Below are 14,668 nucleotides of genomic sequence, written 5' to 3' on the forward strand. Positions count from 1 at the left end.
CAAGATTTCGGCGTCCGCAGTGATGCTGTAGTTTGCTTATATGATGGTGGCGCGATAGACCTTGTGTCACGGCAGGGCGGTAGCGTCTGTGGCCCCAAAAACGCTTAACAGCGCAAAAATCCTGGGCATAAAATACAACAGGGATAAGAAGCTGTAACTAACTGAAAGAAAAGGGAAAAGTGGTTGCGGTGGCTGAGTTCGCACCGGAAAGAGTTGTTGTTGAGAATAACAACCTTGCCAGCGTTCTGGCAGCTGCAAATGCTGTAAAATCGGGAACGACAGAAAAATGGCAGGCAGAGCAGCAGGCCGCGATTAAAGAAGCCGGCAGCGGAGGCACACCGGTATCCTGCCAGATGGCGATGGCGGCTATGGGAACAGTGTTGTACGGAGGCATTCTTCCTGAAGCAATAGTGATTTCTGGTGTAATCAGCGCCGGAGCTGTGTGTGGTGTTGATTATGTGATGAATGGTTCCGTTGATCCTAAAAACGTTATTGCTGCCTACTGGAGCGGTGCTTTAACCCGTTATACTGGATTTGAATCAACAGTTCTTATCAATGCTGGTAGCAGCGCCATCGTAAGCTACCTGGATGGAAAAAATCCATTCCTTTACGGAACTATCGGTGGTTTGGGTGGAGCAATTGGTTATGGAGTAGGTAATAAATTAATAGAACCGATATTGGGTGAGGTTGTTAACCCCATGTGGAAATCTTTACAGTGGGAGGATATTGGATATGGTATATCTCAGCCTTATCGATTGAGTCCAGTGCCTGGGATTGTTGGAGCTGCAGGCGGCGGCGTTGCAGGTGAAGTATTTAATGTGGTGGTAGACCCATCTACTCCTGCTAATAACAAGAATGGAGCAGCAAAATGAACGAAAAAAGATGGCTAATATCTTTTATTTTGATTTTGTTGACGCTGATCTTAACAATGGATATTATTGCTTTGCTAACTTATTTTTTTGCAAAGGCCTATCTCTATTTCATTCGTAATATCCCTGTTGAGATAAGTCTTTTTGAGTTAGTGAGGATTATTAAGGGCGCATCGTTGGGTGGGGTTATTGTTGGTGTAGGTTGCTGGTATATTTCTTTTAAAAAATATTAGTTGTTGCTGAGAGTAAGTTTTTAAGCTGAAATGAGAAAAAACTTTCGATAAAGAAATGGCAGTCTGTCTTGAATCTGGCGAGGGATAGTCGCGGTATCCAGTGCTTATAATCGGCTAAAATTACATATTAATGTTAGCGCGAATCTTCTGAAGAACTCTGTCCGAGAAATATAATTGGAATATTTTCGGTGGGCTCAGCGCGGCGAGTCGATTATGATCCTGTAAAAGGTATCCATATGAATAATAGAGATTATACAAAGGGGCAGGAAATGGTGTTAAGCAAGTAATACTATTTGAGGTAATGGAAAAACCATTAAGGCTTAAATAAATGAACAGGTAGATCTCATGAGTTTATTCGAAGAGTGTAAACAGGCTCTTAGTGCTGATTTCACTATCATTGATAAAGAAGAAGAGCGAGTAACTACTATTCTGGAAGGGTATCCCTTTGTTAGCGGAAACATATCTTGGTCTGAAATAAGCTTTAGAGACTTTGAAACAAGTGATGAGTTACTCTGTCAATCCTGGCTAAAAAATGAAAATGTTTATGTCATTGCAGATGATGCAAATATACCTATATTCAGAACAAATTTGAGATTAGTGCTTGAAAATATTTATGATGTCGCGGCATTGTCACCAAAAATATTCATTTTTAATGAAGGCATGATTCTACAACCATTATTTCCATCCGATGCACTACGGCTCGGGGCGAGATAGCGGCGTGGTACCTAAACCTAACGGCTCTAACAGTCCCGACCTCATATCCAGGCCCTTCAAAAAGGACTAATTAAATGATTTATCTGCTATTAGGAGTTGCGCTTTTCGCATTTTTCATCGGAACTGTCGTGTTTGTCCGTTTTAGTAAAATGACGGGAAGAAGCGTTCAGTCACCTCTTACCACGATGTTTTTCTTTGATGCGCTTTTTTTTGGTCTGGGTAGTAAGCGAGACATGAACATCGCAGCATCTTCATTTATCGTCTTTCTAGTCAGTATCTGGGGATTAACCTATTTAAAATTAAGCCCCCATTTTTGGGGAAGTCGCGAAAGTTATATTGGTTTTGCGATCGCCGGAATTTTATTTCTGATTATGCATTGCCGCTATTGTGCAAAAAATGTCGTTATCAAAAATGATGGCCTGGCCCCCATGAGAGAGTTGATTAATATCCGGCGCTCCGGCCTTACCAGCCCCTTTATATGGTTAAGCAGGGCCGGGTATCTGGGGTTCTTTATTGGCATGCTTCACTGAAGCGAGATGCGAAAAAACAGCCTCCGTGCCCATTGAGACTACCCCAGCCTCTCCACCCGCGTCTCCCCCTCCGTCATCGACAGCTGATACAGCGAAAACGATCGCTGCTTCTCAATCAACGTCGCCAGCTCCGGCGAGTGGCTGGTGAGCCAGATCTGCGAGTAGCGGCTGGCCTCGGCGATTAAGCTCGCCAGGGCGGGCAGCATCTGCGGGTGCAGGCTGTTTTCCGGTTCGTTCAACGCGATAAACGCCGGTGGGCGCGGGCTGAGCAGCGCTACCGCAAGGCACAGAAAGCGCAGGGTGCCGTCGGAGAACTCCGCCGGTTCCAGCGGTCTGTTCAGCCCCTCGCGCTGCATCATCATGCGAAAACGTCCGCCGGTGTTGTCGCTGTAAAACACGCAGCCGGGGAAGGCCTGGTCAAGGATGCGCATCAGCAGCAGCTCGTCACCAATCTCGACGATGGTCTGAAACGCGGCCGCCAGGTTGGCGCCGTCGCTGGCCAGCACCGGGGAGCGAAAACCGACCTGCGGGGCGCGCATCGCCGAGCCGATTGATACAGAAAACTCATGATAAAAGCGCCAGTTACGCAGGGACTCGCGCATCTGCGACACTTCCGGGTAAAGGTGCGGTTCGCCGAGCTGGCCGAATACCGATTCGTTCTCGTACAGCGTGCCGCTGTGGGTCACTTTCTCGTGATGCACGTTATTCAGAAACACCGCCTGATTCCTGCGCTTCATCAGCTGTGACGAAGGTCGACGGTGCTGGCCGCTCAGCCAGAGAGACTCTTCTTTGATCACCGGGTCGAGCTGAAACTGCGAGGGATAGGGCAGCTTCTCCACAAACCCGACCTGCAGCTCGTATTCGTAGCTCTCTGTTTCTACCGCCAGATTCATCCGCCGCAGCTGGTCGCTACGGGTTTTACCTGCCCAGAACACCTTCAGAATGCCGCCCTCGTTCGCCAGCGCCTGGGAAAACTGCCCCTGCGCGGCGCTGTGCATCAGGTGTATCGCCTTGTAGATATTCGATTTCCCGGTGCCGTTCGGCCCAAAGACGATGTTGAGCTGCTCCAGCTCCAGCGACATCTCGCGGATGGATCGGTAGTTTTGGATGTGCAGGGTGTGGATCACAGGCAGGCCCCTTTCGCAGAATAAGCCTGTATATAATCACAGTCTTTGAGATGAAATGCAAAAAAGAGACGACAGTGAGGATGTCGTCTAAACGGGGTACTGCTTTGGGCCTCTACGGGTCAATGGGGCCTTCGCATTTTTTTCATCACTTGACTGCCAGACGCAGACCCAAATCATCAGGATAGGGATCAAAGTAGTTTTGCGTCATCAGATACCGGTCGGGGTATTCGGCCAGGTAGTGCTTCAGCAGCGTGATCGGGGCGAGGATAGGCAACTGTCCGTTGCGATAATGCAGGATCACGTCGCGCAGTTCGCCGCGCTGGCGGGTGTTCAGCTGGTTACGAAAATACCCCTGAATATGCATCAGCACGTTGGTGTGATTCTTCCGCGAAGCGGGTTTTTTCAGGATGGTCATCAGCTTTTCCCGGTACGCCACAAAGAAGGCGTCCAGGTCTTCCCACTCGTGCAGCGAGGCAACGAACGGGCCGATTTCACGGTAACCCGCCTGATGGTGCGCCAGCAGCTGGAGTTTGTAACGGCTGTGGAAGTCCAGCAGCGCGCGGCGCGTGAGGCCATTTTTACGCAGCGTGTTCAGTTCGTGCAGGGCAAAAACACGTTCGACAAAGTTTTCACGCAGCACCGGATCGTGCAAGCGTCCATCCTCTTCCACGGGCAGCCACGGCCAGGTTTCAAGGAGGGCGGCGGTGAACAGCCCGACCCCCTCCTTGCGGCCCCGGTTGCCGTTTTCATCATACAGCCGCACGCGTTCCATGCCGCAGCTTGGGGATTTAGCGCAGACGATAAACCCGGCGAGATCGCCGATTTTCGGCAAAAAATCTGCCGTAAAGTCCGCCATTTTCTGCGTAACGTCTTCGTGAGGCGCGTGGCTAAAGCGCATCTGCGTTTCACCGCTGGTGGTCATAATCAAACGCAGCGCAGGGCGAGGCGTCGGCAGGCCGATGGCCATTTCCGGACAGACGGGCCTGAAGTTCACCCACTGGGCCAGCTCATCCATGACGAAGCTCATACGCTTGTGTCCGCCGTCAAAGCGAACGGCGGATCCGGTCAAACATCCGCTAATACCGAGCACAGGTTTCGTTGTCATGGTGTGGTCCTCCCGTTCATATAATTAAAACTTACACAACATGACTAATTTGTCCAAGTATTCGCGGAACTATTTTTTTAATTCCTTTAAAATCAATACGTCTTAGCTGCCCTTGTAAGTCGAGTAACCGTACTGGCTCAGCAGAAGCGGGATGTGCAGCTTCTCGTTGGTGCGGGTCACGGTAAACAGCACCGGGATCTCCGGGAAGAAGGAGTCCAGCTTTTTGCCGTGGAAGTACTCTGCGGTTTTGAAGGTCACTTTATACACGCCAGGCTGCATGTCCTGATCCTGCGGATAAAGCGATTTGATGCGTCCGTCATGGTCGGTTTTACCGCTGGCAATCGGGGTCCATTTGTCCTGCTGCTGCTTCTCCAGCGTAACGCTCACGTCTGATGGCGGCATCCCGGTTTGCTGGTCGAGAATGTGGACGCTCAGCGTACCGGCAGGGGCGCTAAAGGCGGCGGGGGCAAAGGCCATTGAGGCCAGGATCAGCAGAGGGGCAGTTTTTTTCATGGTGTTTTCCTGTGGAGTTATTCGTCACAGGAAAACGTTAGCATTTGCGGCGCGGGAAAATATTCAACTTTTCGTGAAGATTCCCGCAGAAGAAAATGATCAGAGGATAATCACTACAAGCGATACCTGCTGCTGCCACTGCTCCACCTGCTTTTTCCGCCCGGCGGTGAGTTTACCGCTGGTGACCAGCAGCCATTTTCGCTCCGGGAAAATGTCCGGAGCCAGGGCGTCTGGCGGAACTGGCAGAATGTCAATGCGGTGGCCCTGCCCGGTGCGCGTTAGGGCTTCGAGCCAGATCTCACACGGGTCGTTCAGGTGCCAGCCGCTAAGCAGAATGTTATCGCCAGGCGCTTTTTTATCGCCTTCGAGGCAAAACGAGGTATAGGCGATGATGATGCCGTCGAGGATCGCGCGCAGGGTCATGGCGGCGGCCACGTTAGCCGAGACCTGGCGGCGCAGCGGGCGCAGCACGTTCGCGACCAGCTCCGGCCTTGGGTATTCGCGCCCGGCGTCGTAAATCATCTGGCGCAGGGACTCGACTTTGCCGTCCTGCAGGCGTTGCAGCATGTTCTGCTGCAGGGTTTGCCAGTTGTTGGTTCGGCCCGGCGTCGGGCGTTCCAGCAGCGGTTTGACCTGGCCGATCGGGACGCCTTTTTTTACCCAGTCGAGGATTTTGAGCGCCTGCTGGACGTCCTCATCGCTGTACTGGCGATGGCCGCCTTCCGTGCGCTGTGGCTTGAGTAAACCGTAGCGACGCTGCCACGCCCGCAGGGTGGTGGCGGTGATGCCGCTGAGTCTGGCGAATTCGCCGATGGAGTAAGCCATGTCCGTGTCCAGAGTGGAGGAATACTCTCAATATACTACGAATTTTCCCGAACGGGATGAAGCGCCGAAACGGTGCACTACACTTAACATCCAACCGTGCAAATGAAAGGAATTCTCATGAAGCTATGGCCTGTTGTGACCGGTGTTGCGATTGCTTTGACGCTGGTCGCCTGTAAATCCCCCACGCCGCCGAAAGGCGTGCAGCCTATTACCAACTTCGAAGCCAGCCGCTATCTCGGCAAATGGTACGAAGTCGCCCGTCTGGAAAACCGCTTCGAACGCGGCCTGGAGCAGGTGACGGCGACCTACGGCAAGCGCAGCGACGGCGGTATTAGCGTGCTCAACCGGGGCTACGATCCGGTGAAGAACAAGTGGAATGAGAGCGAAGGCAAAGCGTACTTTACCGGCGAGCCGACCACGGCCGCGCTGAAGGTCTCCTTCTTCGGCCCGTTCTACGGCGGGTATAACGTGATCAGGCTGGACGATAAGTACCAGTACGCGCTGGTAAGCGGCCCGAACCGCGACTATCTGTGGATCCTGTCGCGTACGCCGACCATCCCGGATGCGGTGAAGCAGGATTACCTGAACACCGCGCGCAGCCTGGGCTTCCGGGTTGACCAGCTGGTGTGGGTGAAACAATAAAAATCGTGCTTTCTTCCTGGGGCATTACTGGCACGCCTGGATAGACTTCCGTTAAAAGCCTAACGGAGGGAAGACGACATGAACTGGCAGCCTTTTCGCGGCGATGCACCGGAAAATATGACGATTTTCAGCGCGTCATTTCCCGACGTCAGCGACCAGTGGCCGATGAAAGACGATGCTGCCCGTGAGATCGCCTCCCTTGACCGCGCCTTGAAAGCGGAGCCGGCGCTTCGGCCGCCGCGGGTGGAATACGACGAAGGGGGGCTGGCCGTGCTTGTTCCGCAGAACCGCTATTCCGAACAGGCCTTCCGCAACCGTCCGGCGCTCACCGCGTGGCGCACCCGGCTGGTCCCCTCCGCGCTGGCGCTGTTTGTGGTGCAAAACCCGCTGGAGGACCGCCTGCCCGACGGCACAAAAATGGACAGCGACAGCCGCCAGTGGTTTATCCACGCTAACGATGCGATTGGCGTGCGCTCCCGCGCCCGGGTGCTGGCCGCGCTGGTGGATCAGTACATTCATAATGAAAGCGAGAACAACTGGGTCAGCCTGGCGAGCGGCGCCGCCATTCCGGTGCTGGAGGCGCTGCGCGAAGCAAAGCTCGACGGTCAGCAGGTGTATCTCATCCTGGTGGACAAAGACCCGGTTGCGCTGAGCTGGGCGGAAACCATGGCGGCGCAGGAAGGCATTGTGGTGGGCGAACAGCTGACGCTGCTCAGGCGCAACCTGCTCCATACGCTGGTGCGTAACGAGGACCTGCTGCTGGAGCTGGGCGAGCACCAGGCCGAACTGGTCGACGCGCTGGGGATTTTCGAATACTTCAACGATACTGACGCGGTGATTTTTCTCCAGCGCGCGCTGCGGCTGGTCAAGCCCGGCGGCGCGGTGATTGTGTCGAACATGCTCACCAGCAGCCCGCAGATTGACTTTGTGCTGCGGGGCATCGGCTGGGAGGATATTCACCCGAGGTCGTTACAGCAGCTGCAGGACATCCACCTCGCGGCGGGCGTGCCGGTGGAAAACGTCACCGTGGTGGTGCCGAAGGACGGGGTGTATGCGGTGATGGAGATTAGGGTAGGGGATGAAAAACCGCACGGTCAGTTCCCTCTCCCTGTGGGAGAGGGCTAGGGTGAGGGGGAACAGGCCGCATAGAGTGATTTGCATTAGTAGGATTTTCCAATCATGATCCCCCCATGAAAATTGAAACCGCACTCCCCACACACTTCGAGCGTCTGGTCGCGATCTGGGAATCCTCCGTCCGCGCCACCCATCACTTTTTACAGGAAAGCGATATTGCGGCGCTGCGCCCGCTATTGCTCAACGCCTATCTGCCAAATCTCAAGGTTGTGATTGCTCGCGATGACGCAGGCGTTATTCACGGCTTTTTAGGCGTGGATGAAAACCGCATTGAAATGCTGTTTGTTGACGATGCGAGCCGGGGGAAGGGCGTCGGGAAATTGCTGTTGAAATACGCCATCGCAGCGTTCGGCGCGAACGAAGTGGACGTGAACGAGCAGAACCCGCAGGGCGTCGCGTTTTATCGCCATATGGGGTTTGAGCAGGTCGGACGCTCGGAACTGGACGGGCAGGGGAATCCGTTTCCGTTGTTGCATATGAAGCTGAGCAGGAATACCGGGATTAGCGCTTAGCCTGCTTATCCCATTTTAATAAGCCGATGATATCTTTCTCACCTTCGGCTTCTTTCAGCAGGCGCTGCTTTTTTTCAAACTCAATGTATTCTGAGCACGCCTTTTCATCAGCCGCTTTCTTGCTGATTTTGCCTGCTCCTTTTAAAACGCCCCGATCTGTTTGTTATTTTATTTTGTCAGCCAAAAGGTGTGGGGTCAAATGTGTTTACAATACTTCCTCTAACTACAGAGATGAAAAATGGAATAATATCATTCACATATTGTATTATAGGTAGCAGTATTGTTTATTTATTGCTAGTGCTTAAGACGTTTATATTTAATATATACGCAATTATAATGAACTCGATAAGATGGGAATATCATATTAAGGCTCAAGATATAGCGAAGAAACGTAAAGTAGCAGCTGAGCAACATGGGGATGAATAAAACAACTTTTGGCGGAAGATCACAGGAGTCGAACCTGCCCGGGAACGCTGGCGTCCCCAACTGGATTTGAAGTCCAGCCACCTCACCGGAGATGACGATCTTCCGCGCCTGCATTGCTACATGGAGGCGGGGCGCATTATAGCTACTTTCAGGCATTTACCACATACCCCACACCACTTTTTTCACCTCTCTTTTGACCTGTACCCCCCTGTTTCAGTTAATTCTTAAGAAAATCCTCAGGTTAGCCTTTCGTGCTCTCCAGTATTTACCGCGATCACAAAAAACAAGAAACGTAATCTGCTAATCAGAAAACGCAATACCCGCTCCTGAAACAATGGTTTAAAACTCTGTAACCGGTCTCAGCGCCCCCTACAGCGTGAAGGATAAAAAAAGATGAGCGAAGTATTGTCAGTAAAAGAGAAGATTGGCTACGGCATGGGTGACGCCGCCAGCCACATCATTTTTGATAACGTCATGTTGTACATGATGTTTTTCTACACCGATATTTTCGGCATTCCCGCCGGGTTTGTCGGCACCATGTTCCTGCTGGCGCGCGCGCTGGATGCGATCTCCGACCCGTGTATGGGGCTGATCGCCGACCGCACCCGCAGCCGCTGGGGCAAGTTCCGTCCGTGGATTTTGTTTGGTGCCATCCCGTTCGGCATCGTCTGCGTGCTGGCCTACACCACGCCGGACCTCAGCCTCAACGGCAAAATGGTTTATGCCGCCGTGACCTACACGCTGCTGACCCTGCTCTATACCGTGGTCAACATTCCTTACTGCGCGCTGGGCGGCGTGATCACCAGTGACCCGACGCAGCGTATCTCCCTTCAGTCCTGGCGCTTTGTGCTGGCGACGGCGGGCGGCATGCTCTCTACGGTGCTGATGATGCCGCTGGTGAAGCTGATTGGCGGCGACGATAAGGCGTTCGGCTTCCAGGGCGGGATTGCCGTGCTGTCGGTGGTCGCATTCCTGATGCTGGCGTTCTGCTTCTTCACCACCAAAGAGCGCATCCAGGTGCCGCCGAGCACCACCTCCATGCGGGAAGACCTGCGCGACATCTGGCACAACGACCAGTGGCGCATCGTCGGCGTGCTGACCATCCTCAACATCCTCGCCGTCTGCGTGCGCGGCGGCGCGATGATGTACTACTGCACCTGGATCATGGGCTCGCCGGAAGTGTTCGTCGCGTTCCTGACCACCTACTGCGTCGGCAACTTGATTGGCTCCGCGCTGGCAAAACCGCTCACCGACTGGAAGTGCAAGGTCAGCATCTTTTGGTGGACTAACGCCGCGCTGGCGGTGGTCAGCGTGGCGATGTTCTTCGTGCCGATGCACGCCACCGTGGTGATGTTCGCCTTTATCTTCGTCATTGGCGTGCTGCACCAGCTGGTGACGCCGATCCAGTGGGTCATGATGTCCGATACCGTCGACTACGGTGAATGGACCAACGGCAAGCGCCTGACCGGCATCAGCTTTGCAGGCACGCTGTTCGTGCTGAAGCTCGGTCTGGCGCTGGGCGGGGCGATGATCGGCTGGATGCTGGCTGGCGGCGGCTACGACGCGGCGGCCAAAACTCAGAACAGCGCGACCATCAGCATCATTATCGGCCTGTTTACCCTGGCCCCGGCGGTCTGCTATGTGCTGAGCGCCATCATCGCCAAACGCTACTACACGCTGAAAACCCCCTTCCTGACCAAAATCCTGGGCGAGCTGGCGCGGGGCGCACGCCGCAATCAGCAGGAGTTTGAAAACCTGTCGGTCAGCAAAGAATTGCAGAACTAAGAGGACGAAAGCATGAAAATCAGTGATGGAAACTGGCTTATTCAACCGGGCCTGAACGTGACCTATCCGGTTCAGGTGTTCGACGTGGAGCAGCAGGGGAATGACCTGGTGGTGTTTGTTGCGCCGCGTGACGTGCGTGAACGCACCTGGCAGCTCGACACGTTGATGTTCACGGTGCGCCTGTTTGCCCCGCAGGAAGGGATTGTCGGGGTGCGCATTGAGCACTTCCAGGGCGCGCTGAATAACGGCCCGCACTATCCGCTGAACGTTCTGAAAGACGTGAAGGTAGAGATTGAAAACAACGCCGATTTTGCCGAGTTGAAAAGCGGCAGCGTCAGCGTGCGCGTCACCAAAGGCGAGTTCTGGGCGCTGGATTTCCTGCGCAACGGCCAGCGCATTACCGGCAGCCAGCTGAAAAACAACGGCTACGTGCAGGACAGCAATACCCACCGCAATTACGTTTTTGAGCGACTGGATCTGGGCGTGGGGGAAACGGTCTACGGTCTGGGCGAGCGCTTTACCGCCCTGGTGCGCAACGGCCAGACGGTCGAGACCTGGAACCGCGACGGCGGCACCAGCACCGAGCAGTCCTATAAAAATATCCCGTTCTACCTGACCAACCGCGGCTACGGCGTGCTGGTGAATCACCCGGAAAATGTCTCGTTCGAAGTGGGATCTGAGAAAGTCTCTAAGGTGCAGTTCAGCGTTGAAGGCGAATATCTCGAGTACTTCGTGATCGACGGCCCGACGCCGAAAGAAGTGCTGAACCGCTATACCCGCTTCACCGGGCGTCCGGCGCTGCCGCCTGCCTGGTCGTTCGGCCTGTGGCTCACCACCTCGTTCACCACCAACTACGACGAAGCGACGGTCAACAGCTTTATCGACGGCATGGCCGAACGGGACCTGCCGCTGCACGTGTTCCACTTTGACTGCTTCTGGATGAAGGCCTTCCAGTGGTGCGATTTCGAGTGGGATCCGGTGACCTTCCCGGACCCTGAAGGCATGATCCGCCGCCTGAAGGAGAAAGGGCTGAAGGTCTGCGTGTGGATCAACCCGTACATCGGCCAGAAATCCCCGATCTTCCGGGAGCTGAAAGCGAGGGGCTACTTGCTCAAGCGCCCGGACGGCTCCCTGTGGCAGTGGGACAAATGGCAGCCGGGGCTGGCGATTTACGACTTCACCAACCCGGATGCGTGCCGGTGGTATGCCGACAAGCTGAAAGGGCTGGTGGACATCGGCGTCGACTGCTTTAAGACCGATTTCGGCGAGCGCATCCCGACCGACGTCCAGTGGTTCGACGGTTCCGATCCGCAGAAGATGCACAACCATTACGCCTACATCTACAACGAGCTGGTGTGGAACGTGCTGAAAGAGACGGTGGGTGAAGAAGAGGCGGTGCTGTTTGCCCGCTCGGCATCCGTCGGGGCGCAACAGTTCCCGGTTCACTGGGGCGGCGACTGCTACGCCAACTATGAGTCGATGGCCGAAAGCCTGCGCGGTGGGCTGTCGATTGGCCTGTCCGGCTTCGGGTTCTGGAGCCACGATATCGGCGGGTTCGAAAACACCGCCCCGGCGCACGTCTACAAGCGCTGGTGCGCGTTCGGGCTGTTCTCCAGCCACAGCCGCCTGCACGGCAGCAAATCCTACCGCGTGCCGTGGGCGTACGATGATGAGTCCTGCGACGTGGTGCGCCACTTCACCCAGCTGAAGTGTCAGCTGATGCCGTACCTGTACCGTCAGGCGGCGCTGGCCCGCGAGTTCGGCACGCCGATGCTGCGGGCGATGATGCTGGAATTTCCGGACGATCCGGCGTGTGATTATCTCGACCGTCAGTACATGCTGGGGGATTCGTTAATGGTGGCACCGGTATTCTCCGAGGCGGGTGACGTGCAGTTCTACCTGCCGGAAGGGCGCTGGACGCACCTGTGGCACAACGACGAAATTCAGGGCAGCCGCTGGCATAAGCAGCAGCACGATTTCATGAGCCTGCCGGTCTACGTGCGCGACAACACGCTGCTGGCGCTGGGTAACAATAACCAGAAGCCGAACTACGCGTGGCACGAGGGGGCGGCCTTCCAGCTGTTTAACCTGGACGATGGCGCAACGGCGGTAAGCGAAGTGCCTGCGGCGGACGGTTCTGTGGTGTTTACGCTTAAGGCGTCACGTCAGGGCGACGTCGTGACCTTTAGCGGCGCGGGAGACGCGCAAAACTGGTCGGTATGCTTGCGCAACGTGCAGAAAGTGAGTGGCGTGAAGGGCGGCTCGCACGCGGGTAGCGAGTGGGGCGTGGTGGTGAAAGCCGAGGGGGATGAGGTGGTGGTTCAGCTCTGAGGTGGAAAATGCCCGGTGGCGCTGCGCTTACCGGGCCTACGGTAATTATGCGGTCACCCACAGGGAGAGGGAACCAAAACCTCGTAGGCCGGGTAAGGCGAAGCCGCCACCCGGCTTTTTACTGTGCCGGCGCCATCGCCGACACCACGCCGCCCGTCATCGTCTGCTCTACCTGCTGCTTATCCATATTCACCGCGCTCAGCTTCCCATTCACCGTTGGCTTCAGCGGCGCACTGGCCTGCACGCTGCCGCTGGCGGTGAGCTGAATATTGCCGTCACCTGCAATCGGCAGCGCAGGCCAGCCCCACTGCTGCAGCACGCTGAGCGGAACGCCGCGCCCGTTGAGGCTCACCGTGGTCTGCCGCTGCGGCAGTTGGGAAACGGTCGCCGTGGCTTCCAGAATACCTTTCTCGGTAAATGCGCTCAGGTCGGTAATGTTCACCGTCGCGGCGTTAGCATTCAGCGCCAGCGACGGACGGCGCACGTCCACGCGGTTAAAGGTCGCCGCCGCGCCGTTCAGGGTTGCGCTGCCGCCCCAGACGCCCCACTGGCGATCTTTCACCAGCTGCAGGCTTGCGCCATAACCGTCCAGAGAGGTGATCTGCCACGGGAAGGTGGGATCGATGTCGATCACCAGGTTGCGGCTCAGGCCAAATTTTTGCAGCGTGACGCTGTTCAGCCATTCCGGCAGAGGCGCCATCCACAGCGTTTTCCAGTTCTGCGGCAGGGTATACTCCAGCCCGGCAATGGCGACATCGTCCAGCACCAGCGCTTTACCGTCGCGCAGCCAGTTACCGGACGTGCGCACCATGCCGCCTTCCCAGCGGGAGGTGAACTGGCGCAGCGCCATGCCCTGCGGGGAAAACTCCGCATTCAGGATCGGATCAAAAAGATGCAGCGAGCCGTAGATAAACTCGCTGGCGTTCATCGACAGGCGGCCTTCCTGGCTCTGCCAGTCACCTTTGCTCAGCGTCAGGTTGCGCAGGCTTAAATCGAGGTCGGTCACCGCCCAGTCCGGGCCCTGAAGCCGGGCGTCGGTCACGTCCAGACGACCAATCTGCAGAGAGGGGATAGTGGCCAGCGGTGCGAAGAACGCCGTCAGCGTTTTATCGCTCTGCAGGCGGATCTCGTTCAGGCGCATCGTGTCGATAATCCAGCTCCCGTCGGCGTTGCGCAGGGCCGAGCCGGTGAGCGAGCCCCGGGCCATATCGGCACCAATCGTGTTCAGCACCACTTCCTTGCCGTTAAGCTGGCCCTCGATCAGCACGTTGGTGGCCGGTACGCCGTTGAGGGTCAGCGAGCCTGCGCTCATCTGGATCTGCGCGTGATTACCCAGCACGTTGCCCGCTTCTGGCTGCCATGGGCTGACGCCGCCCGTCACCTTCTGCGCGCTCAGATCCCATTCGGTATTCGGGCTGTTAAAGGCCATATTGTTCAGCTGCAGGCGATCCGCCTGGAAGGGCAGCGGCGCGGTCTGCGGGGAGAGATTCAGCGTGCCGTCGAACAGGGTGATGGTGTCCACGTGCAGCGGATCGGTTATCTGGCGGCTGCTGAGGCCGATATCCACTTTTTTGGCCACCAGCGTGGCGGGTTTACCGTCCCTGCCGAAGGTGACGTTTTCCAGAATGATGTGGGATGGTGACGAAAAGCGGTGGTTCATCTTGTCGAAGCTGAGCTCGTAGTCGGTATTCACCGTTACCCAGCTGCTGACCTGAGTCGCGCCCCAGCGGGTCTGGAGCAGAATATAGAGCGCCAGTATCACAATGAGCAGGGCTACCAGAAGATAGACGAGTAGCTTTCCAATAAATTTCATGGTCTTCCATCCCGCAAAACGCACATAAGGGAGTTATGCACGATTTATGCGCAATCCTCAAGGCGGGAATGGTGTAAATAGATGTCACGGCAGACATTGACTGCCTGCC

General features: G+C 55.7%; 14 protein-coding genes, 1 tRNA gene and 1 pseudogene. 9 read left to right on the plus strand and 7 right to left on the minus strand.

The features are described from left to right. Nucleotides 1-188 precede the first annotated feature (188 nt). The 4 genes from ACEPLT_RS00270 (at nt 189) to ACEPLT_RS00285 (ending at nt 2,346) form a co-directional block, all read left to right on the plus strand. Nucleotides 189-872, plus strand: a complete 684-nt coding sequence (locus tag ACEPLT_RS00270; protein WP_074168312.1) for a hypothetical protein — start codon at nt 189-191, stop codon at nt 870-872. Further along, the gene (locus ACEPLT_RS00275; RefSeq protein ID WP_032654403.1) at nt 869-1,102 is read left to right on the plus strand and encodes a hypothetical protein; all 234 of its coding nucleotides are present in this window, start codon (nt 869-871) and stop codon (nt 1,100-1,102) included. The genes ACEPLT_RS00270 and ACEPLT_RS00275 overlap by 4 nt, the downstream gene beginning before the upstream one ends. Nucleotides 1,103-1,447: 345 nt before the next feature. Beyond that, entirely contained in the window at nt 1,448-1,816 is a 369-nt protein-coding gene (locus ACEPLT_RS00280) for a CDI toxin immunity protein (RefSeq protein ID WP_032654406.1), read from the plus strand. A gap of 74 nt (nt 1,817-1,890) precedes the next feature. Continuing rightward, complete coding sequence (locus ACEPLT_RS00285; RefSeq protein ID WP_021242392.1) at nt 1,891-2,346, plus strand: hypothetical protein; 456 nt, start codon at nt 1,891-1,893, stop codon at nt 2,344-2,346. A gap of 38 nt (nt 2,347-2,384) precedes the next feature. On the opposite strand, the gene ACEPLT_RS00290 is transcribed toward ACEPLT_RS00285, so the two are convergent. The 4 genes from ACEPLT_RS00290 to ACEPLT_RS00305 all read right to left on the minus strand — a co-directional run bounded on the left by ACEPLT_RS00290 (nt 2,385) and on the right by ACEPLT_RS00305 (nt 5,916). Continuing rightward, the gene (locus tag ACEPLT_RS00290) at nt 2,385-3,473 is read right to left on the minus strand and encodes an AAA family ATPase (protein WP_032654408.1); all 1,089 of its coding nucleotides are present in this window, start codon (nt 3,471-3,473) and stop codon (nt 2,385-2,387) included. A 145-nt stretch (nt 3,474-3,618) separates the two neighbouring features. After that, a complete protein-coding gene (locus ACEPLT_RS00295; protein WP_008500118.1) occupies nt 3,619-4,578 on the minus strand; it encodes a YbgA family protein in 960 nt (319 codons plus the stop codon). A gap of 102 nt (nt 4,579-4,680) precedes the next feature. Next, entirely contained in the window at nt 4,681-5,091 is a 411-nt protein-coding gene (gene uraH, locus ACEPLT_RS00300; RefSeq protein ID WP_008500117.1) for a hydroxyisourate hydrolase, read from the minus strand. A 99-nt stretch (nt 5,092-5,190) separates the two neighbouring features. Beyond that, a complete protein-coding gene (locus ACEPLT_RS00305; protein WP_163341000.1) occupies nt 5,191-5,916 on the minus strand; it encodes a MerR family transcriptional regulator in 726 nt (241 codons plus the stop codon). Nucleotides 5,917-6,033: 117 nt separating this feature from the next. On the opposite strand from ACEPLT_RS00305, the gene ACEPLT_RS00310 reads away from it, so the two are divergent. The 3 genes from ACEPLT_RS00310 to ACEPLT_RS00320 all read left to right on the plus strand — a co-directional run bounded on the left by ACEPLT_RS00310 (nt 6,034) and on the right by ACEPLT_RS00320 (nt 8,204). Next, nucleotides 6,034-6,558: a lipocalin family protein gene (locus ACEPLT_RS00310; protein WP_008500115.1), complete on the plus strand. Its 525-nt coding sequence runs from the start codon at nt 6,034-6,036 to the stop codon at nt 6,556-6,558. A gap of 78 nt (nt 6,559-6,636) precedes the next feature. Continuing rightward, entirely contained in the window at nt 6,637-7,683 is a 1,047-nt protein-coding gene (locus ACEPLT_RS00315; protein WP_232929124.1) for a class I SAM-dependent methyltransferase, read from the plus strand. Nucleotides 7,684-7,748: 65 nt separating this feature from the next. Continuing rightward, a complete protein-coding gene (locus tag ACEPLT_RS00320) occupies nt 7,749-8,204 on the plus strand; it encodes an acetyltransferase (protein WP_232929126.1) in 456 nt (151 codons plus the stop codon). On the opposite strand, the pseudogene ACEPLT_RS00325 reads toward ACEPLT_RS00320, so the two are convergent. Together ACEPLT_RS00325 and ACEPLT_RS00330 are read right to left on the minus strand one after the other, a co-directional pair. Next, a pseudogene (locus tag ACEPLT_RS00325) lies at nt 8,194-8,361 on the minus strand (hydroxyacid dehydrogenase); the annotation flags it as partial. The gene ACEPLT_RS00320 and the pseudogene ACEPLT_RS00325 overlap by 11 nt on opposite strands. Before the next feature lie 278 nt (nt 8,362-8,639). Next, a tRNA-Sec gene (locus ACEPLT_RS00330) sits at nt 8,640-8,734 on the minus strand. A 289-nt stretch (nt 8,735-9,023) separates the two neighbouring features. Between ACEPLT_RS00330 and ACEPLT_RS00335 the strand changes: the two genes are divergently transcribed. Both ACEPLT_RS00335 and yicI read left to right on the plus strand, forming a co-directional pair. Next, entirely contained in the window at nt 9,024-10,415 is a 1,392-nt protein-coding gene (locus tag ACEPLT_RS00335; RefSeq protein ID WP_032675714.1) for a glycoside-pentoside-hexuronide family transporter, read from the plus strand. A 12-nt stretch (nt 10,416-10,427) separates the two neighbouring features. Then, nucleotides 10,428-12,746 carry an alpha-xylosidase gene (gene yicI, locus ACEPLT_RS00340; protein WP_232929128.1) on the plus strand — a complete coding sequence of 773 codons (2,319 nt, stop codon included), beginning with the start codon at nt 10,428-10,430 and terminating at the stop codon, nt 12,744-12,746. Nucleotides 12,747-12,864: 118 nt separating this feature from the next. Here the strand turns inward: yicI and ACEPLT_RS00345 are convergent, their stop codons facing one another. Further along, nucleotides 12,865-14,559 carry an AsmA family protein gene (locus tag ACEPLT_RS00345; protein WP_032675717.1) on the minus strand — a complete coding sequence of 565 codons (1,695 nt, stop codon included), beginning with the start codon at nt 14,557-14,559 and terminating at the stop codon, nt 12,865-12,867. Nucleotides 14,560-14,668: the final 109 nt, after the last annotated feature.

Source organism: Enterobacter sp. fkY84-1, assembly GCF_052974705.1.